We start from the raw sequence: 18395 nt of genomic DNA on the forward strand, positions 1-18395 counted from the left end.
CGCCGCCGTCAGCGTCGTCTTGCCGTGGTCGACGTGACCGATCGTGCCCACGTTCACGTGGGGCTTGGTGCGCTCGAACTTACCCTTTGCCATGGCTGCCTGTCTCGAAATCTGATGAAAGTGGTGATTGCGTGCCGCGTCGGAACCGCTTCATGCGGGACCGCGGAGGATGGTGCTCACGAAAGGAATCGAACCTTCGACCTCCTCCTTACCAAGGAGGTGCTCTACCGACTGAGCTACGTGAGCAACGATGTGGAACGGGGAGCCGCGTGGAATGTTCAATGGAGCGGGAGACGGGAATCGAACCCGCACCATCAGCTTGGAAGGCTGAGGTTCTACCGTTGAACTACTCCCGCACCGGGACCCGCTTGCCGCATTACAACCTAATCGCACCGCAATTTGTTTCCACCAAGCCGAAATGGTGGAGGGAGGTGGATTCGAACCACCGAAGGCGTAAGCCAGCAGATTTACAGTCTGCCCCCGTTGGCCGCTTGGGTATCCCTCCGGCTTTCGTCTTGCCGGTGAAAACAGCCCGCGATTTTGGGGCCATTTCCCGATTCTGTCAACGCCGGATGACATTAATTTCATCGGACCGCCGCAGCCTGACCGCGACGTGCGACGGGCGCGCATCTTAACGTCTGCGGCGCGCGAACGCCATGGGTCTGACGCTGGATCGGCACTGAAATCGCGTTTCCGCATCCGGAGCGCGCGCGTTGCGGGAACGCCGCCGCCATCGACCAATCGCGTGACGCGCGCCCCCGACGGGCGGCAGCGACGCGTCGACACGAAAAAGGCGCCCTCGGGCGCCCTTCTCGACACGTCCGCGCAGATCAGACGTTGAAGCGGAAGTGCATCACATCACCGTCCTTGACGATGTACTCCTTGCCTTCGAGCCGCCACTTGCCGGCTTCCTTGGCCCCGCTCTCGCCGTTGTAGCGGATGAAGTCGTCATATCCGACAACTTCTGCGCGGATGAAGCCCTTCTCGAAATCGGTGTGGATGACCGCGGCCGCCTGGGGCGCGGTCGCACCGATCTTCACCGTCCATGCGCGCACTTCCTTGACGCCGGCGGTGAAGTAGGTCTGCAACGCCAGCAGGCCGTAGGCCGCGCGGATCACGCGGCTCAGGCCGGGCTCGTTCAGCCCCAGGTCGGTCAGAAACGCGTCGCGGTCGGCATCGTCGAGCTGCGAGAGCTCTTCCTCGATTGCCGCCGATACCGGCACGACCTCGGCGCCCTCGCCCGCCGCGCGGGCGCGCACGGCATCGAGATGCGGATTGTCCTCGAAGCCGTCCTCGAGCACGTTGGCGATGTACAGCACCGGCTTGGCGGTCAGCAGGAACAGGTCACGGATCACGGCCTGATCGTCATCCGACAGCTTGAGCGCGCGCACCGGCTGGCCATCCGCCAGACCCTTCTGCACGCGACCCAGCACCTCGGCGCGCACCTTGGCGTCCTTGTCGCCGGTCTTGGCCGAACGCTCGGCCCGCTGCAGCGCGCGCTCCACCGAGTCGAGATCGGCGAGCGCGAGCTCGGTATCGATGGTCTCGATGTCGGCGATCGGGTCGACCTTGTTGTTGACGTGGATGACGTCGGGGTTCTCGAAGCAGCGCACCACGTGGGTGATCGCATCGACCTCGCGGATGTGCGACAGGAACTTGTTGCCCAGCCCCTCGCCGCTGGCCGCACCGGCGACGAGGCCGGCGATGTCGACGAACTCGACCGCAGTCGGCAGCACCTTCTGCGGTTTGACGATGGCGGCCAGCGCAGCCAGGCGCAGGTCCGGCACCGGCACAATGCCGACGTTCGGCTCGATGGTGCAGAACGGGAAGTTGGCCGCGGCAATGCCCGCCTTGGTCAACGCGTTGAAAAGGGTCGACTTGCCGACGTTCGGCAGGCCGACGATGCCGCATTTGATGCCCATTGGCGATCCGTCATTCGTGACTCGCGACTGGCGACTCGCCCCTTGCGGGCAAATCGCCAGTCACCAGTCCCGGTCAGGGTTTCGCGGTGTGCAGGCGGGTCATCGCATCCATGAAATTGCCGTCCATCGCCAGCGGCAGCACGTCGATGGCATCGTCGATCGCGCGATCGATGAGGATGTCGTCCTCGGCACTGGGGCGCCCGAGCACCCAGGGCGTGACCTTGTCCTTGTGGCCCGGATGGCCGATGCCGATGCGCAGGCGGTGGAAGCCGCCATGGCCCAGCAGTTTCATCGTGTCGCGCAGCCCGTTCTGTCCGCCGTGCCCGCCGTCGAACTTGAGACGCGCGGTCCCGGGCGGCAGGTCCAGCTCGTCGTGGGCCAGCAGCGCCTGCTCGGGTTCGAACTTCCAGAACCGCAGCGCGGCGGTGACCGACTTGCCGCTGAGGTTCATGAAGGTCGCGGGCTTGAGCAGCCAGACCGACCGACCGGCGATGTCGATCTTCGCGGTCTCGCCGAAGAGCTTGCTGTCGAGCCGGAATGACGCGCCCGCCTTCGCGGCGAGTTCGTCGACAAAACGGAACCCGGCGTTGTGCCGGGTCCTTGCGTATTCGGGACCGGGATTGCCCAGCCCGACGATGAGTCGCAGTCCTGCCATTGCTACGGCGACGCGGGCGCGCCCGAAAGCGCGCCCGCGCGACGATTACTCGTCGGCCTTGGGGGCCGGAACGGCGGCGGAATCCTCGTCCCCGGCCGGCTCGGCCTCGACGCGACCGTGCTTGGCGACGACGACAGCGACGTCGTGATCCGCGCCCAGCGCCAGCTCGGGGATCTCGACGCCCTCGGGCAGCTTGATCTGCGAGAGGTGGACGATGTCGCCGAGGGCCAGCGACCCCAGGTCGACCTCGATGAATTCCGGCAGGTTGCCCGGCAGGCAGGTCACGGTGACTTCGTTGAGCTCGTGCGTGATCACGACGTCGGCAGCCTTGCCGGCCGGCGAGGCATCTTCGTTGATGAAGTGCAGCGGCACGGCGGTGCGGATGACCTCGTTCTCGTTCACGCGCTGGAAATCCAGATGCATGATCTGCTGCCTGAACGGGTGGCGCTGCATGTCACGCAGCAGGACCTTCTGGATTTCGCCGTTGAGGCTCAGCTCGAGGATCGAGGCGTAGAACCATTCGTGCTGGCTCGCGAGCCAGACGTCGTTGTGGCTCAGCTTGATGCTGACGGGCTTGAGGTCGCCGCCGTAGACGACGGCAGGTACTTCACCGGCATGACGGAGGCGGCGGCTCGCACCCTTCCCCTCGTCTTCCCGGCGCTGCACCTTGATTTCATGGGTGATGGCCATTTGCAATATTCACTTTTCTGGATTGAAACCGCCTCGCGGCGGTGATGCGTCTCGTCCGCGACCAGACGAGACGTTGCAGCAGGTCAGTCCACGTAGAGCGAACTGACCGATTCTCCGAATGCGATCCGGCGGATCGTCTCGGCCAGCAGCTCGGCGACGCTGAGCTGGCGGATGCGCGCGCAGTTGCGGGCGGCCTCCGACAGCGGAATGGTGTCGGTCACGACCATCTCGTCGAGCTGCGATTTTTCGATGTTGTCGATCGCCGCGCCCGAGAGCACGGCATGGGTGCAGTAGGCCACGACCTTCTCTGCCCCGTTCTTCTTCAGTGCGGCCGCTGCGGCGCACAGGGTGCCCGCAGTATCGACGATGTCGTCGACCAGCACGCAGGTCTTGCCCTGAACGTCGCCGATGATGTTCATCACCGTGGAGACGTTGGCGCGCGGACGGCGCTTGTCGATGATCGCCAGGTCCGCATCGTCGAGCCGCTTGGCGATCGCGCGGGCGCGCACCACGCCGCCGACGTCGGGCGAGACCACCACCATGTTGTCGGTGCCGTGCGCGCGCCAGATGTCGGCCAGCAGCAGCGGAGAGGCATAGACGTTGTCGACCGGAATGTCGAAGAAGCCCTGGATCTGGTCGGCGTGCAGGTCGATCGTCAGCACGCGGTCGGCGCCGGCGACGGTCACCATCTTCGCCGCGACCTTGGCCGTGATCGGCACCCGCGACGAGCGCAGACGGCGGTCCTGGCGCGAGTAGCCGAAGTACGGGATCACCGCGGTGACATTGGTCACCGACGCGCGCTTGAGCGCATCGATGAGCACCAGCAGCTCCATCAGGTTTTCGGCAGAGGGCGCGCAGGTGGGCTGCAGCACGAACACGTCCTGGCGGCGGACGTTCTCCTCGATCTCGACCTGTACCTCGCCGTCGGAGAACGTGGAGACCAGGGCCTTGCCCGGACGCACGCCCAGCTCGCGGCACACGGCCTTGGCCAGCGGGCGATTGGCGTTGCCGGCGAAGATCAGGAGGTTGCGTTCTTCTTTCATGTCTGCTGCTCCGCGTCGCTCTGACCGAGCGGATTGGGAAAGGGGCCGTGCGGAACCCGGAAGACCGGTACACGGGTATCAGGGGCGGCAGGATTCGAACCTGCGAATGCCGGGATCAAAACCCGGTGCCTTAACCACTTGGCGACGCCCCTAGAAAGCGGTGATTCGTGGCTGTCGACTCGGCGCACCACGCCCGAATCGACATCCACCAGCCACCGCTTTCAGCCTTCCGCCTCAAGCGCATCGAGCAAAGGCGACCGCGCCGCGCCGCCGACCACGCGGGTGGAGACCCGCGATGCGACCCGCACCTGCGCGGCTTCGGCGAGTTCGCGGGTCGCGAATTCGACGAAGCAACCGCTGCCCGTGCCGGTCAGGCGTGGCGTACCGATCTCGGCGAGCACCTGGAACACCGCCTCGACGGCGGGTTCCCGGCGCCGCAGGACCGGCTCGAACGCGTTGCCGAGCGATACACCTGAAACGAAGTCGACCATTGTCGCGGGCGCAGCATTTCGCGTCAATTCAGCGGATTGGAACAGCGCACCGGTATTCACGTGGACGCCGGGATCCGCAAGCAGGTACCAGGCGGGCGACAACGCGATCGGCCGCAAGGACTCGCCGACGCCTTCGGCCCAGGCGTTGTGGCCGCGCACGAATACCGGCACATCGGCGCCAAGGGCCAGGCCGAGGGCGGCAAGCCGCTCCACGCCCAGATCGAGTTGCCAGAGCCGGTCGAGCGCGCGCAGCACCGTCGCCGCATCCGAGGACCCCCCGCCCAGGCCAGCGCCCGACGGGATACGCTTATCGACGCTGATGTCGACACCTTGCGCGCTTTTGCCCTCTCGTTGCAGGAGATTGGCGGCGCGCACCACCAGATCCTCATGCTCTGGCAGGCCGGGGACGGATGCCCCCACTCGGCGAATGGCGCCATCGTCGCGCAGTCGCAGGTGGATGGTGTCGCCCCAATCGAGCAGCCGGAACACGGTCTGCAGTGCGTGGTAGCCATCGTCGCGGCGCCCCGTGACGAGAAGAAAGAGATTGAGCTTCGCCGGCGCCGGCCAGCTCGACCAGCCGTCCGCTTTCGCATCCACGCCACTCACGGCGCCGGCATCGCCGCGTCGGCGCTCCAGGCATCGACGATCAGACGCACCCGCGCGTCGCCGCGCTGGGCGTTGATGCGGGTCGGCAGCGCGACCGCGGCGTTGCCAGGTTCGGGCTGCCACTCGAGGTAATCGATGGTCCAGCCGTCCTGCTGCAGCCGCGCCAGCTGACCACCCGCGTCGAACCCCAGCTCCGCCGTGCCGGCGATCGCTTCGGGCGCGCGCGTGCCGGCGGCCCAGGCAGCGAGCGCCGCCACAGGAATCTCGAACCCTGTCGCCTGCCACAGCAGGGCGCCGACGTCGGCCCCCGCGCGGGGGCCGCCTTCGAGACCCTCGATGCGTGCACCGCCCGGCCCGCCACGCAGCTCCCAGCTCTGCCGGGTGACCGGTGCACTGAGGGTGACGTGGTAGTCGGCGCCGGTCTGCACCCATTCGATGCGCCCGCTGCCGCCATCGCGACCATTGGACATCGCCACGCGCCCGGTGAAGCCGAACGCGGGCATCGCGCGGACCGCAGCCTCGCGCGCGGCCAGGCGCGCCTGCGCCTGCGCCTGCGAATCCGCGTCGAGTTCGACCGTCTGCAGCGGCGCGCGCACCGGCACACTGGTGCACGCGGACAGCGCAATCGCGAGCAACGCGACCCAGGCGATCCGCGGCCTCATGCGCCGGTCTTCTCGAGCGCACGCAGCAGCGAACGGTTTTCCGGATCGATCGCGCGCGCCTCTTCGAAATACTTGCGCGCTTCGTCGCGCCGGCCCAGCGCCCACAGCACCTCGCCGATATGCGAGGCAACCTCGGCGTCCTTCATCATCGAGAACGCGCGGCGGAGCTCGACCAGCGCCTCCTCGTTGCGCCCGAGCCGATAGAGCACCCAACCATAGCTGTCGATGATCGCCGCGTTGTCCGGCTCGGCCACGCGGGCGCGGTCGATCAGTTCCAGCGCCTCGGTGTAGCGCGTGGTGCGGTCTGCGAGCGTATAGCCCAGCGCATTGAGCGCGGCGACGTTTTCCGGATCGGCCACCAGCACGCGGCGCAGATCGGCCTCGGCGCGGGGAATGTCGTCGCGACGCTCCCACATCAGCGCGCGGGCGTACAGCAACGCCGGATCGTCCGGCCGCGCAGCCAGGCCGCGGTTGTAGACGTCGAGTTCGCCGGCATCATCGCCCTGTTGCCGCAGCTCGGCCTCGAGCAGGTAGGCATTGAGACGCAGATCCTCGTCGGCGGTCGCATCGGACTGCAGCTCACGCAGGCGCGCCCAGGCTTCATCGCGCCGGTCGAGCTCGTGGAGCACGCGGGCGCCGCGCAGCCGCGCCTGGGCGCGCTCGGGGCCGCCCGGCACGGTCCGGTACCAGTCGAGCGCTTCCTCGTACTGCTCGAGGTATTCGGCCATCTGGCCCAGCAGAAGGCGCTGCGCGGGGTTCGGGGTCAGCGCGACCGCCTTGACTTCGTCGTAGAGGGCCGCGAGCGCGGCCTTGTTCTCCCCGCGCGCCAGCAGCGAGGCGCGCAGCACGTAGGTGCGGCCGTCCTGCGGCCCCATCGCAAGGGTGCGCTCGGCATCGGCGAGATCGCCGAGGGCGTCGTACTCGGCGGCGATGGCCATGCGCAGATCCGGCGCGATCAGGGCTGCATCGCCAAGTGCAACCAGCGCCTGGCGGGCCTCGTCGGCGCGCCCCGTCTCGCGCAACTGGCTGGCGCGCAGCAGGGCGACGCGGGGCTCGCCCGGAAACCGCGCGACGATGCGTTCGAGGATGCGATCGGTGAGATCGCTGCGATCAAGCCGCTGGGCGAGCCCGCCGAACGCCATCCAGGCCTGCAGCACGTCGGGGATCGCGCCACCATCGACGATCTGGCCGAGCAGGCGCCCCGCCTGCTCCTGATCGCGCGCGCCGCCGCCGAGCACATTGAAAGCATGACGCCAGCCGGCCGGGGAATCGCTGCGCAACAGGGCTTCGAGCTGGCGGCGCGCTGCGCGGTCGCGGCCGCCGCGCAGCGACAGCGTGGCTTCCGCCGCGCGCATCGGCAACGAATCGGGCGCCCCGCGACGCCACAGCTCCAGCGCCTGCGCGGACCGGCGGTCATCGCCGGCGAGCAGGGCGATGCGGGTCGCCCGCTCGGCCAGGCCGACATCGCCGCCGGATTGGCGGGCGGCGTCGAGATACCAGTTGGCGGCTTCGTCCAGGCGGCCGGCCTGCACGGCGAATTCGCCGGCCAGGGTGGCGCCCAGCAGGTCCTGGTGCAGTGGATCGGTGCGGTCGGTATCGCCGCGCTGCGCCTGGGCCACGCCGGCCAGGCCAAGCAGGGGCACCAGCAGCGCCACGCGCAGCTGCGCGGCCGAGGGCAGAGGGAAAACGGGCATCTGGGGCAACCGGGCCGTAAAATGGGCGCCTTCGTCGGAAGCTTATCGCAAGCGCCTGAACGGGATGACCGTCCTTTCCAGGCACCCAGCACATGAGTCTCTTCGCCCTCGGCATCAACCACCAGACCGCGCCGGTCGCCCTGCGCGAGCGTGTCGCGTTCGCCGGCGACGCACTCGGCGCGGCGCTGGCGCAGTTGCGGGCGTTGCCACCGGTGCGGGAAGTCGCATTGCTGTCGACCTGCAACCGCACCGAGCTCTATGCGGTCAGCGATGACGACGGCAGCGCGCTGGCGAACTGGCTGGCGACGCATCCGGGCGACGATGCCGCCGCGCAGGGCGGCACCCTGCACGCCTATCTCTATTGCCACCAGGGCGCCGAGGCGGTGCGACACCTGTTCCGGGTGGCGACGGGTCTGGACTCCCTGGTCCTCGGCGAGCCGCAGATCCTCGGCCAGGTGAAGCAGGCCTGGGCCACCGCGCGCCAGGCAGGCACGCTCGGCAACGAACTCGATCGGGTATTCCAGCACGCCTTCGTCACCGCCAAGCGCGCGCGCAGCGAGACCCGCATCGGCAACAGCCCGGTCTCGGTGGCTTCGCTCGCGGTGCGCCTGGCACAGGAATCCTTCGCCAGCCCCGCCGATTCGGTGGCCCTGCTGGTGGGCGCCGGCGAAACCATCGAGCTGGCCGCGCGGCACCTCGCCCAGGCCAACGTCAAGCGTCTGCTCATCGCCAACCGCACCTATGCCCATGCGCAGGAGCTCGCCGGTCGCCATGGCGGCATCGCGCTGCCGCTCGACGAACTCGACCGCCACCTGTTCCTGGCCGACGTGGTGTTCTCGGCGACCGCCAGTCGTGAGCCGGTGATCCGCCGCGAGCAGGTCGCCGCGGCGCTTTCGGCGCGCAAGCACCGGCCGATGCTGCTGATGGACCTCGCGGTGCCGCGCGACATCGCGCCGGATGTCGCCGACCTCAACGACGTGTTCCTCTATACCGTCGACGATCTGGAACGGACGCTCGACAGCAACCGGCGCGGCCGGCGCGAAGCTGCCAGCGATGCCGAGGCGATCATCGACCTGCAGGTGACCCGCTTCCGCGAGTCTGTCGCCGCCCGCGGACGGCTGGCCCCGGTCAAGCGCCTGCGTGCGCATGGCGAGGCGCTACGCGGCCAGGCACTGGCCCGCGCCCGGCAACAACTGGCCGCCGGGCAGTCGCCGGACTCGGTGCTCGAGCTCCTCGCGCACACCCTGACCAACCGGCTGTTGCACCTGCCGACCGCCGCGCTGCGCGAAGCCGCCCTGCGCGGCGACGACACCCTGGCCGACAGCCTCGATGCCCTGCTGCCGCCCGACCCTGCCCCCCGGACCCCCGATGCTGCCGACCCTGCGCCGTAAACTCGAGGCGCTGGCCGAACGCCGCGAAGAACTCGAACGCCTGCTCTCCGACCCGGCAACCGTCTCCGACCAGGCCCGGTTCCGCGCACTCTCGCGCGAGTTCGCCCAGCTCGAACCCCTGGCCACGGCCTTGGCCGAGGAGCGCAGCGCGCTCGACGATCGCGAGGCGGCGCGCTCGCTGCTCGGCGATGCCGACATGCGCGAGATGGCCGAGGAGGAAATCGCGGCCGCCGATGCCCGGCTGGCGGCGCTCGAGGCGGACCTGCTGGCATTGCTGGTGCCCCGCGACGCCCGGGACGACGGCGGCTTCTATCTCGAGATCCGCGCGGGCACCGGCGGCGACGAGGCGGCGATCTTCGCTGGCGACCTGTTCCGCATGTACAGCCGCTACGCCGAGCGCCAGGGCTGGCGCGTCGAGGTGGAATCGGCGAGCCCGGGCGAGCACGGCGGTTTTCGCGAAATCATTGCCGCCGTCGACGGCGCCGGCGCCTATGCGCGGCTCAAGTTCGAATCCGGCACGCATCGCGTCCAGCGCGTGCCCGAGACCGAATCGCAGGGCCGCATCCACACCTCGGCAGCCACCGTGGCGATCATTCCGATCGAGGATGCAGGCGAGCCGATCGAACTCAATCCCGCCGACCTCAAGGTCGACACCTTCCGCTCCTCCGGCGCCGGCGGCCAGCACGTCAACAAGACGGACTCGGCGATCCGCATCACCCATCTGCCGAGCGGGCTCGTCGTGGAATCGCAGACCGAGCGCAGCCAGCACGCGAACCGCGACAAGGCGATGAAACGCCTGCGCGCGATGCTGGCCGAGGCGGAGGCAGACCGCCGCGCCGCGGCGACCGCGGAAGTGCGCAAGCTGCAGGTCGGCAGTGGCGACCGCAGCCAGCGCATCCGCACCTACAACTATCCGCAGGGCCGGATCACCGACCACCGGATCGAAGGCCTCACCCTGTACGACCTGCCGAACGTGCTCGAAGGCAATCTCGACGGCCTGATCGCGCGGCTGTCGCAGGAACACCAGGCCGACGAACTGGCGCGCATGACCGCGCAGTAACCCGTCGCCCGCCCGCGACCTGCGGGCAGACGAAGCGAGACGACTGCCCGCGCCGGGCGCGCCCCCGTGACTCGGCGGACGCGCCCCGTCGCACTCCCACTGCCGCAGCGCGAACGCTCGGCGTGCCGCGCGCTTGAGGGCCGTGCGGTAACCTCGCCGGATGAGCAACCAGACCGATTTCATCCCCCTGCAGATCTGCGTGCTGACGGTCTCCGACAGCCGCAGCCTCGAAACCGACAGCTCCGGCGACTATCTGGTCGAGGCGTTGACCGGCGCCGGCCATCAGATCGCCGAGCGCGCGCTGCTGCCGGACGACCGCTACGCGATGCGCGCACTGGTTTCGAAGTGGATCGCCGATTCCGCGATCGACGGCGTGATCGTCACCGGCGGCACGGGCTTCACCGGCCGCGATTCGACGCCCGAGGCCCTGCTTCCGTTGCTGGACAAACAGATGCCCGGTTTCGGCGAGCTGTTCCGGGCCATCTCCTTCGACGAGATCGGCACGTCGTCGCTGCAATCGCGTGCGTTCGCCGGCCTCGCCAACGCGACCTTCCTGTTCGCCCTGCCGGGCTCCACCTCGGCCTGCCGCACGGCGTGGGAGAAGATCATCCACCAGCAGCTCGACGCGCGTACCAGGCCCTGCAATCTCGCGACGATCCGGCCGCGCCTGAAGGAATGACCGTGCGCGGGCCGTGCACGCCGTCCAGCGCCTGCGGCGAAATCCCGACGGTGGCGCGAGGCCGCGGGGCGCCGAGTTCCGAACGACATTCCGCCCCGCGCCGGCCTGCATCGTCTGAATCGGAAGCGAGCCCGCCATGACCCCGATGAAACGCAAGGACTACGAGGCCGCACTGGAGCCGATGCAGGTGGAGCTGGCAGCGGCCGCCCGCTGGCTCAAGCACGCCGGCACACGTCTGCTGGTGATCTTCGAAGGCCGCGACACCGCCGGCAAGGGCGGCGCCATCAAGGCGATCTCCGAGCATCTCAACCCGCGCCAGTGCCATGTCGCCGCCCTGCCCAGGCCCAGTGACCGCGAGGCGAGCCAGTGGTATTTCCAGCGTTACGTTCCGTACCTGCCATCCGCGGGCGAGATCGCCCTGTTCGATCGCAGCTGGTACAACCGCGCCGGCGTCGAGTCGGTCATGGGCTATGCCACGCCCGCGCAGGTCGCCGCGTTCCTGGCCCAGACACCAGCGTTCGAACGGCAGCTGGTGGACGACGGCATCCTGCTGTTCAAGTACTGGCTGGGCTGTGACCAGGCGCAGCAGGAAGCCCGGTTCGCCGAACGCCTGCGCAACCCGCTCAAGCGCTGGAAGCTGTCACCGGTCGATGTGGCGGCCCGCTCGCGTTACGGCGAATACACCCGCGCCCGCGACACGATGTTTGCCGCCACCCATACCGGGCATGCGCCCTGGACCGCGGTCGATTTCAACGACCAGCGCCGCGGGCGACTGACCCTGCTGCGCAATCTGCTCGATCGGCTGCCCGATACCCGTGTCGACGCGCCATACATCGAATTTCCACCGCTAGCGCAGGCGCCACTGCCCGAGCGCTACGACGTGATCACGCCACTGCCGCCCTTCCGCGACTGAGCACCGCACCGCGATTACCGGGTCGCCCCGTCCTCATCCAGCGATCGCCGGCCCACCGGCGCCGGCGATCAGGGTTTCCAGACGCTCGGCGGTGACCGGCCCGAGGATCTTCTCGACCACCTGTCCATCCGGGCCGATCAGGTAGGTCATCGGCAGGCCCGGTGGCGTGTCGAAGTCGGCCGGCGGATCGAAGGTGTCGATGATCGCGATCGGATAGACCACCGGATGCTTCTGCAGGAAGGCCCGCATGTCGTCGGGCTCGATTTCCTCGTAGGCCAGGCCCACGACCTGCACGTGCTCGCGCATTGCATCCAGCGCGGAAAGTTCGGGCATCTCCTTCAGGCACGGTGCGCACCAGGTTGCCCAGAAGTTCACCACCACCCATTGGCCGCGATGCGCGGCCAGATCGAAGGTGCCGCCGTCGAGCGTCTCCACGCTCAAGGCCGGATGCGTCTTCGAGACGTCCGGCGCCGCCGGCGTCGCAGCCGGTGCCGGGGCCGGTGCCGGGGCCGACGCGGGCGCATCGGGCGCGGCGGGCGTGTCCGCATCGGGCTTGCAGGCGGCAAGCAGCAGGGCAAGAGCGATACAGGGCGCGAGGCGCTTCATGCTGATGTCTCCGTCGAATCGTAGAGGCTGGCGACGCGGCGCTTGAGCAGGTCGCGCAGCGGAATGCGCAGATCGTCGAGCGCGCCCGCCGCGGCGACGCCGAGCGCGTCGTCACGGCACGGCAGGCGCGCCTCGGCAATGGGAATACGCAGGTCGCAGGCTTCGTAGAGCTCGCCCATGGTCAGGGTGTCGAGATCGCGCGCAAGCAGCCACTCGCCCGATTCGGCCCGGCGCACCAGGGCGATTTCCTCGAGCTGCGCGAGCATCTGCTGCACCAGGGCATCGGTCAGCATCGGCTCGCATGCCTGGATGTCGTCGATGTGCAGGCCCCGACCCTCGCTGCGCGCCTGCGCAAATCGGCCGAGCATGCGCAGCAGGCCGTAGAACTCGAAACCGCGCGGCAGCCGCATGTGCGCGGGCTGGTAGCGGAACGCCGAGATCGACGAGGCGAACGATGCGCCCAGCAGGATGGCCACCCAGCTCAGATACACCCACAGCAGGAAGATCGGCAGGAAGGCGATCTGCCCGTAGATGCGCGCGTAGGCGTCGAAACTGCCCAGGTACAGGCCGATCCCCCACTTGATGATCTCCGACAGCACGACCGCCAGTGCGGCGCCGGCCAGCGCGTGCCGCCACTGCACGGTCCGGTGTGGCACCACGCGGAAGATCGTCGTGATCGCGGCGAGCTCGATCAGCATCGGCGCCGCCCACAGCATCACGCCGCGCAGCAGGCGCCCCGAATCGGTGTTGAAGATCTCCAGCGCGAAGAACCGCGCCGAGACCGCCAGGCTGGCCGTGGCGAGCAGCGCGCCGAGCGTGAGCACGGTCCAGTAGACGAGAAAGCGGGCGAAGGTGGGCCGCGCGGACTTGACCCGCCAGATCCGGTTGAACGTGGTCTCGACGCTGAGCAGGGTCACCAGCACGGAGATCACCAGCGCGATCACGCCGATCGTCGTCAGCTGGCCGGTATTGCTCAGCAGCTGCATCAGTACCGACTCCACCGCGCGGGCCGAGTCGGGCACGAAGTTGGAGAAGATGTAGTCGCTGAGCTGGTCGCGCCATTGCCCGAATGCGGGAAACACCGACAGCACGCCGAACACCACCATCGACAGCGGCACCAGCGCGAACACCGTGGTGAAGGCCAGTGCGCCGGCGGCTTCGAACAGCCGGTCGTCGAGGAACCGCCGCCACAGGAAGCGCGCGAAGCTCAGCGCGCGCGCGCGGTCGGCCATCCGTTCAGTCCAGCGGTTGAAGGTGGCGAGTGGCTCCATCGCGGGCAGCGTAGCAAAAGCGGTTTGTGGAGGGATGCATCAAGGATGGCGGTCGCACCGTCCCATGGCCATGCCCCCCATGGCGGAAGCCGCGGTCCGGCGAGCGCCCGGCGATTGCGGTGCCGGACGCGGCCCGTGTTGCGACCGGTTGCGCCGCCGGGAATCTGCCGGATGGTTTCCCACTCCTGCAGCAAGGGCAGCCCACCTCGCCCACGCCATGCGGAGTGGGCGAGAATGCCGGAATGCGCGGATTCCGATAGTGCTGCGGATTCCGCAGACGAAACCCGCGCGGTTTCCACGCGCGCAGCCCCCCATCCACACAGAGGCTCTCCATGCCCGACATCCTCGTCCTCTACTACAGCCGCAACGGCTCGGTCGCCCGGCTCGCCCGCCAGATCGCCCGCGGCATCGGCGAGGTCGACGGCATGCAGGCCCGGCTGCGGACCGTGCCACCGGTCGCCGCGATCACCCAGCAGGCGGCGCCGCCGGTGCCTGACGACGGGGCGCCCTACGTGGACCGTGCGGACATTGCCGAATGCGCGGGACTGCTGCTCGGCAGTCCGACCCGCTTCGGCAACATGGCCGCGCCGCTCAAGCATTTCCTCGACGGGCTCGGCGCGGAGTGGGCCAGCGGCACCCTGGTCGGCAAGCCGGCGGCGGTGTTCACCTCGACCGCGACCCAGCACGGCGGCCAGGAAGCAACACTGCTGACGATGCTGGTGCCGCTGCTGCACCACGGTTGCGTCATCGCCGGCATCCCGTACACCGAACCGGCTTTGACGACGACACGTGGCGGCGGCACGCCGTATGGCGCCAGCCACGTCGCCGGCCAGCAGGACGATCCGCAGCCGACCGACGACGAGGCGGCGCTTGCGCGGGCACTCGGCCGCCGGATCGCCACGCTTGCCGCGAAGCTCGCCGCGTGAGCACCCAGAGGTCGCGGCCGGACGCCGCGCGCAGCGTACTGGCGTGCTCGCTTGCGCTGATCGCGGTCCTGTACCTGCTCTGGCACCGCGATGATCCGCACTTCGGCGCCGCACTGATCGTGTTCGTGCTGCCCCCGCTGGTGCTGCTCGCCGGGGTACTGCGCGGGTTGCGCGCCGCGCCGTTGTGGTCGGGCATCGCCGCGCTGTTCTGGTTCTCGCACGGTGTCATGTACGCCTGGTCACACCCCGAGCTCGGCGTCCGCCCGTGGGCGGGCATTGCGCTGTCGCTGGCGGTGGTGTTCTCCGCCAGCCTCCCCGGCCTGCGCGCGCGCTTCGGGCGCAGGTCCGCGTCGGCGGACTGAGCACGCCGCAACGACCGCGGCCGGTATCATGGCGGGCCAGGCCGACCCGCAGGACCGCAACACGATGGACGAGCTGCTGATCGTCACCACCGGTGGCACGATCGACAAGATCTACTTCGACGACAAGTCGGACTTCCAGGTCGGCGACCCGCAGATCGGCCGCATGCTCGAGGAGCTCGGAGTCGCGTTCCGTTACCGCGTGATCCCGATCATCCGCAAGGATTCGCTGCACATCACCGACGAGGATCGCGAGTTGATCCGCGCGACGATTGCCGCGCAGCCGGCCAGCCACGTACTGCTGACCCATGGCACCGATTCGATGGTGGAGACGGCGAAGGTCCTGGCCACGATTCCCGACAAGACCATCGTGCTGACCGGCGCACTGAGCCCGGCCCGATTCCGCGGCTCCGACGCGGAATTCAATATCGGGACCGCCGTCGGCGCCGTGCAGTCGAAGCCGCCGGGGGTCTACGTCGCGATGAACGGTCGCATCTGGGATCCGCTCAAGGTCCGCAAGAACGTCGAGGCCAACCGGTTCGAACCCCTGGGCTGAGGCTCAGTCGCTCCCGGGGCGCTTCGTCGGCATCACCGGCCCCGGGCCGATCGTCATGCGACCGTCCGGCTCGGCGTATTCGACGTCGGGTTCGGCCTCCAGTGCCTGCAGTAGACGCTGCGCCTGCGCGGCATCGAGCTCGGGATCGACCGAGACCACGTCGGCCCCCACCGCCAGCCGCCGCAGCCACGTCACCCTGGCGGGCACGCCCTTCGCATCCACCAGGCCCGCGGCGCGCGCCGTCTGCGCGATGCGGTCGGCGACCAGGCCAGGGTCCCGCTCCGGCGCGGTGCCCGGCGCGTAACGGACGATGAAACGCTGCTGCATCGGATCGATCTCGGTATTGGCGTCGGTCTGCGGATCGCCGCCCATGGCGCAGGCCGACAACAGCAGGGCTGGCAAAAAGAACGCGGCGCCGAAGCGCCGCGCGGGATTACGGGGAACCTGCAACATGACGGTCTCCGCCGGGAATGCGTGGGGCGCGGGACCGTGATGATGCCCGCACCCCGGGCGCGCCCGGGGTGAACGCCGCTTGCCTCACCAGGTGGCGGTCAACGTCGCACCGCTGAAGGTGGAGTAGGCATTGACCAGCACGTGATAGGTGCCGGCCTGCGGATTGGCGACCGTGCAGGTTTCGTTGTTGCCGCTCAGGAACGGGCGACAGTCGTAGGCGGTGGTGGTCGGCTGCGCGCCATAACGCAGGTAGAGATCGGCATCCCCCGTCCCGCCGGTCATCGCAACCCGCAGGCTGGCGGTACCGGCCGGCACCTGGATGGTCCAGAACTGCTGGGTCCCCGCCGCCCCGGCCAGACCGGTCACCGGCACACCATTGCGCAGGCTGCCTTCTCCGCCACCTTCGCTCGGCAGGTTGTGGCGCGCCTGCACGGTGACGTTGGCGAACGCCGACTGCCCGACGACCTTGATGTAGTAGATCCCGGCTTCGACGTCGGCGATCCGCACCACTTCGTTGTTGCCCGGACGCTGGGAGATGAAGTCGTAGGCATCGGCCTGCGGTTCCACATCGCGGCTCACGTACAGCGTCACGTTGCCGCTGCCACCGGAGGTGGTGATCGACAGCGGCCCGCTGACGTTCTCCGGCACTTCGATGCTGTAGAGCAGTTTGGTCCCGGCCGCGCCCGACTGCCCGGAGAGCGGTGTGCGATTGGTCAGTTCAATGGCATCCGGCGAGAGGTCGCCCACTTCCACCTGTCGGGTGCGGGTGTGGGTATTGCCGTCGTCGTCGGTGACCGTCAGCGAGACCGAGTACACGCCGGCCTCGGCGTAGGTCTTCACCGGGTTGGCTTCGCTCGAGGTGGTGCCATCACCGAAGGCCCATGCGCGGGAGACGATTTCGCCGTCGTCGCTGGAGGTGTCGGTGAAGCTCACCGTCAGGGTGTCGTTGTCTACGCTGAAGTCGAAACCGGCGACCGGATCGCCCGGCTCGGTGCCGCCATCGGCGCCGATGGTGTCGATGAACTCCGCGCCGGTGCCGGCTGCGTCGAGCCAGTCGCTCAGTCGCGTGGCCGCGGTCCCACCGCCACTCCACGAGGTGAACAGACGGCCGTACCAGTCGACGTGGTCGTCGCCGGTGGTCGAACACGAGGCATAACCGCCGTGCAGCTGTCCGATCACCCGGCCTTCGGGGCTGTAGATCGGCGACCCCGACGAACCACCCTCGGTGGTCCCGCGCTGGTTCCACTGCACCCACAGGTGGGTGGTGCCGCTGCCGCCCAGATATCCCTCGACACGCAAGGGATTGTCCGAATGGGTGATGCGCTTCTCGGCGACGCGCGGATGGTGGATGCCCGTCGCGCCCGCGGGGGCGAGATCGCGGCGGTCCCAGCCCGACCAGCTCAGGTTGAACGCGGGATCTGCCGCGTCGTCGAGCTCGAGCAGGGTGAAGTCGGACGCGGCGTAGGTCGCACGGACCACCGCGCCGGTCTGGTTCTGGGCCAGGCTGCCGTCACCGTTGGCGCCGCTCTCGGCGCTGCCCGGCGTGCGGCAGGTCGTGTTCTGGTAGTTCCAGTAGACGACGATGCTGGCCGCGGCATCGGCCGTGCCCATGCCGCAGTGGTTGGCGGTCAGGAAGTACATCTTCTGGTCGCCAGCGGTGTTGTTGACCAGAGAGCCGCTGCAATAGAACGTGCCGAAGCGGGAATACGCGCCGACGGACGGGATCTCGTCGCGGAACTCGTCGCCATCGGGGCACACCACGTCGACATTGCAACTGCCCGAGACCCCCTTGGTCTGTGCCAGCGCGCCTTCGCGGGCCAGTCGGCCGAAGCCGACATAGTCGTGGTTGACGCTGGTCAGGCGCAGCTTCAGTGCGGAGGCCTGCGACTTCGGCACGACTACTTCGATCAGCGCGTTGTCGCCCGGCACGATCGGCGTCCACAGGCTGCCGGAGGGCCTGTTGTCGGCGGCGGTGAAGGTGTGGATGGCCTCGGGATTGGCATTGCGGTCGAGGCCCTCGGGATAGACCAGCAGGCGCGCGCCTTCGGGCAGATGGAACTCGGAGAAGCCGAAGTTCAAGGACAGCGCGTCCTTCGATTCCACACGCAGCCGCCAGACCAGGTTGCCGCCGGCGATCTCGTCCCAGTCGCCGGCGTTGTTCGGCGTGAGGTCCACGGCGTGCGGCGTGGCGAAGCGGATCGGCCGGAGGCCGAGCGCACGATCCTGCCTGGCGTCTTCAGCGCGCAGGCGCGCGATGTCGACCGCCGGCATGCGCTTGAGCTCGACGGTGTGTTCGGCCGGAAGCCGGTGGTCGAAGGCGGCCGGGCGCGCGTCCCGCCCTGCAGCTGCGGCAGCACCGACCGACAGCGTGCCGGCGGTGATGCATGCGATGAGTGTCTTCATCCTGATGTCTACCCC

The 18395-nt window shown here is 68.8% G+C and carries 19 protein-coding genes and 4 tRNA genes; 7 read left to right on the forward strand and 16 right to left on the reverse strand.

Annotated features, from left to right (window positions below; translation table 11 throughout):
* The 12 genes from EGK76_RS11375 to EGK76_RS11430 all read right to left on the reverse strand — a co-directional run.
* On the reverse strand, positions 1–93 hold a 93-nt coding region (locus EGK76_RS11375; protein WP_005434227.1), incomplete at its 3' end, for a GTP-binding protein.
* A gap of 77 nt (positions 94–170) precedes the next feature.
* Positions 171–246 (reverse strand) — tRNA-Thr (locus EGK76_RS11380).
* A 36-nt stretch (positions 247–282) separates the two neighbouring features.
* Positions 283–356: transfer RNA gene (locus EGK76_RS11385), tRNA-Gly, on the reverse strand.
* Positions 357–419: 63 nt separating this feature from the next.
* Positions 420–505: transfer RNA gene (locus tag EGK76_RS11390), tRNA-Tyr, on the reverse strand.
* 325 nt (positions 506–830) lie between these two features.
* The gene (ychF, locus tag EGK76_RS11395) at positions 831–1922 is read right to left on the reverse strand and encodes a redox-regulated ATPase YchF (protein WP_123832705.1); all 1092 of its coding nucleotides are present in this window, start codon (positions 1920–1922) and stop codon (positions 831–833) included.
* Positions 1923–1995: 73 nt separating this feature from the next.
* Positions 1996–2577 (reverse strand): aminoacyl-tRNA hydrolase, encoded by a 582-nt coding sequence (pth, locus tag EGK76_RS11400; RefSeq protein WP_096297395.1) that lies wholly within the window; start codon positions 2575–2577, stop codon positions 1996–1998.
* 45 nt (positions 2578–2622) lie between these two features.
* Positions 2623–3267, reverse strand: coding sequence for a 50S ribosomal protein L25/general stress protein Ctc (locus tag EGK76_RS11405; protein ID WP_123832706.1), 645 nt, complete (start codon positions 3265–3267; stop codon positions 2623–2625).
* Between the two features lie 83 nt (positions 3268–3350).
* Positions 3351–4310 carry a ribose-phosphate diphosphokinase gene (locus EGK76_RS11410; RefSeq protein WP_096297393.1) on the reverse strand — a complete coding sequence of 320 codons (960 nt, stop codon included), beginning with the start codon at positions 4308–4310 and terminating at the stop codon, positions 3351–3353.
* 79 nt (positions 4311–4389) lie between these two features.
* Positions 4390–4462, reverse strand: a tRNA-Gln gene (locus EGK76_RS11415).
* 69 nt (positions 4463–4531) lie between these two features.
* Complete coding sequence (gene ispE / locus EGK76_RS11420; RefSeq protein ID WP_123832707.1) at positions 4532–5398, reverse strand: 4-(cytidine 5'-diphospho)-2-C-methyl-D-erythritol kinase; 867 nt, start codon at positions 5396–5398, stop codon at positions 4532–4534.
* A gap of 5 nt (positions 5399–5403) precedes the next feature.
* Positions 5404–6069 (reverse strand): lipoprotein insertase outer membrane protein LolB, encoded by a 666-nt coding sequence (gene lolB / locus EGK76_RS11425; protein WP_123832708.1) that lies wholly within the window; start codon positions 6067–6069, stop codon positions 5404–5406.
* On the reverse strand, positions 6066–7763 hold the full coding sequence (locus EGK76_RS11430; protein WP_123832709.1) for a tetratricopeptide repeat protein: 1698 nt from the start codon (positions 7761–7763) through the stop codon (positions 6066–6068). Before EGK76_RS11430 ends, lolB begins: the two co-directional genes overlap by 4 nt.
* A gap of 92 nt (positions 7764–7855) precedes the next feature.
* Here EGK76_RS11430 and hemA point away from each other — a divergent pair, with 92 nt between their 5' ends.
* From hemA to ppk2, 4 genes are all read left to right on the forward strand, one after another.
* Complete coding sequence (gene hemA / locus EGK76_RS11435) at positions 7856–9154, forward strand: glutamyl-tRNA reductase (protein WP_123832710.1); 1299 nt, start codon at positions 7856–7858, stop codon at positions 9152–9154.
* A complete protein-coding gene (gene prfA / locus EGK76_RS11440) occupies positions 9132–10214 on the forward strand; it encodes a peptide chain release factor 1 (protein ID WP_096297388.1) in 1083 nt (360 codons plus the stop codon). Before hemA ends, prfA begins: the two co-directional genes overlap by 23 nt.
* 160 nt (positions 10215–10374) lie before the next feature.
* Positions 10375–10893, forward strand: coding sequence for a molybdenum cofactor biosynthesis protein B (gene moaB, locus EGK76_RS11445; protein WP_096297387.1), 519 nt, complete (start codon positions 10375–10377; stop codon positions 10891–10893).
* Positions 10894–11029: 136 nt separating this feature from the next.
* Entirely contained in the window at positions 11030–11806 is a 777-nt protein-coding gene (gene ppk2, locus EGK76_RS11450) for a polyphosphate kinase 2 (RefSeq protein ID WP_096297386.1), read from the forward strand.
* A gap of 33 nt (positions 11807–11839) precedes the next feature.
* Here the strand turns inward: ppk2 and EGK76_RS11455 are convergent, their stop codons facing one another.
* On the reverse strand, positions 11840–12412 hold the full coding sequence (locus EGK76_RS11455) for a TlpA disulfide reductase family protein (RefSeq protein WP_123832711.1): 573 nt from the start codon (positions 12410–12412) through the stop codon (positions 11840–11842).
* Entirely contained in the window at positions 12409–13683 is a 1275-nt protein-coding gene (locus EGK76_RS11460) for a YihY family inner membrane protein (protein WP_096297384.1), read from the reverse strand. Before EGK76_RS11460 ends, EGK76_RS11455 begins: the two co-directional genes overlap by 4 nt.
* Before the next feature lie 332 nt (positions 13684–14015).
* On the opposite strand from EGK76_RS11460, the gene wrbA reads away from it, so the two are divergent.
* From wrbA to EGK76_RS11475, 3 genes are all read left to right on the forward strand, one after another.
* On the forward strand, positions 14016–14609 hold the full coding sequence (gene wrbA, locus EGK76_RS11465; protein WP_123832712.1) for an NAD(P)H:quinone oxidoreductase: 594 nt from the start codon (positions 14016–14018) through the stop codon (positions 14607–14609).
* A complete protein-coding gene (locus EGK76_RS11470) occupies positions 14606–14971 on the forward strand; it encodes a DUF2069 domain-containing protein (protein ID WP_123832713.1) in 366 nt (121 codons plus the stop codon). The genes wrbA and EGK76_RS11470 overlap by 4 nt, the downstream gene beginning before the upstream one ends.
* A 64-nt stretch (positions 14972–15035) precedes the next feature.
* Positions 15036–15524 carry an asparaginase domain-containing protein gene (locus tag EGK76_RS11475; RefSeq protein ID WP_123832714.1) on the forward strand — a complete coding sequence of 163 codons (489 nt, stop codon included), beginning with the start codon at positions 15036–15038 and terminating at the stop codon, positions 15522–15524.
* Positions 15525–15527: 3 nt separating this feature from the next.
* On the opposite strand, the gene EGK76_RS11480 is transcribed toward EGK76_RS11475, so the two are convergent.
* Both EGK76_RS11480 and EGK76_RS11485 read right to left on the reverse strand, forming a co-directional pair.
* The gene (locus tag EGK76_RS11480) at positions 15528–15977 is read right to left on the reverse strand and encodes a hypothetical protein (protein ID WP_096297381.1); all 450 of its coding nucleotides are present in this window, start codon (positions 15975–15977) and stop codon (positions 15528–15530) included.
* An 84-nt stretch (positions 15978–16061) separates the two neighbouring features.
* Positions 16062–18380: a pre-peptidase C-terminal domain-containing protein gene (locus EGK76_RS11485; RefSeq protein ID WP_123832715.1), complete on the reverse strand. Its 2319-nt coding sequence runs from the start codon at positions 18378–18380 to the stop codon at positions 16062–16064.
* Positions 18381–18395 lie beyond the last annotated feature (15 nt).

Source organism: Luteimonas sp. 100069, from assembly GCF_003813845.1.
GTDB lineage: Bacteria > Pseudomonadota > Gammaproteobacteria > Xanthomonadales > Xanthomonadaceae > Luteimonas > Luteimonas chenhongjianii.

Excerpts from the sequence above, each read along its gene's own strand:
- ychF (WP_123832705.1), bottom strand. The coding sequence starts at position 1,922 with ATGGGCATCAAATGCGGCATCGTCGGCCTGCCGAACGTCGGCAAGTCG.
- pth (WP_096297395.1), bottom strand. The coding sequence starts at position 2,577 with ATGGCAGGACTGCGACTCATCGTCGGGCTGGGCAATCCCGGTCCCGAA.
- EGK76_RS11405 (WP_123832706.1), bottom strand. The coding sequence starts at position 3,267 with ATGGCCATCACCCATGAAATCAAGGTGCAGCGCCGGGAAGACGAGGGG.
- EGK76_RS11410 (WP_096297393.1), bottom strand. The coding sequence starts at position 4,310 with ATGAAAGAAGAACGCAACCTCCTGATCTTCGCCGGCAACGCCAATCGC.
- lolB (WP_123832708.1), bottom strand. The coding sequence starts at position 6,069 with ATGAGGCCGCGGATCGCCTGGGTCGCGTTGCTCGCGATTGCGCTGTCC.
- EGK76_RS11430 (WP_123832709.1), bottom strand. The coding sequence starts at position 7,763 with ATGCCCGTTTTCCCTCTGCCCTCGGCCGCGCAGCTGCGCGTGGCGCTG.
- hemA (WP_123832710.1), top strand. The coding sequence starts at position 7,856 with ATGAGTCTCTTCGCCCTCGGCATCAACCACCAGACCGCGCCGGTCGCC.
- prfA (WP_096297388.1), top strand. The coding sequence starts at position 9,132 with ATGCTGCCGACCCTGCGCCGTAAACTCGAGGCGCTGGCCGAACGCCGC.
- moaB (WP_096297387.1), top strand. The coding sequence starts at position 10,375 with ATGAGCAACCAGACCGATTTCATCCCCCTGCAGATCTGCGTGCTGACG.
- ppk2 (WP_096297386.1), top strand. The coding sequence starts at position 11,030 with ATGACCCCGATGAAACGCAAGGACTACGAGGCCGCACTGGAGCCGATG.
- EGK76_RS11455 (WP_123832711.1), bottom strand. The coding sequence starts at position 12,412 with ATGAAGCGCCTCGCGCCCTGTATCGCTCTTGCCCTGCTGCTTGCCGCC.
- EGK76_RS11460 (WP_096297384.1), bottom strand. The coding sequence starts at position 13,683 with ATGGAGCCACTCGCCACCTTCAACCGCTGGACTGAACGGATGGCCGAC.
- wrbA (WP_123832712.1), top strand. The coding sequence starts at position 14,016 with ATGCCCGACATCCTCGTCCTCTACTACAGCCGCAACGGCTCGGTCGCC.
- EGK76_RS11475 (WP_123832714.1), top strand. The coding sequence starts at position 15,036 with ATGGACGAGCTGCTGATCGTCACCACCGGTGGCACGATCGACAAGATC.
- EGK76_RS11480 (WP_096297381.1), bottom strand. The coding sequence starts at position 15,977 with ATGTTGCAGGTTCCCCGTAATCCCGCGCGGCGCTTCGGCGCCGCGTTC.
- EGK76_RS11485 (WP_123832715.1), bottom strand. The coding sequence starts at position 18,380 with ATGAAGACACTCATCGCATGCATCACCGCCGGCACGCTGTCGGTCGGT.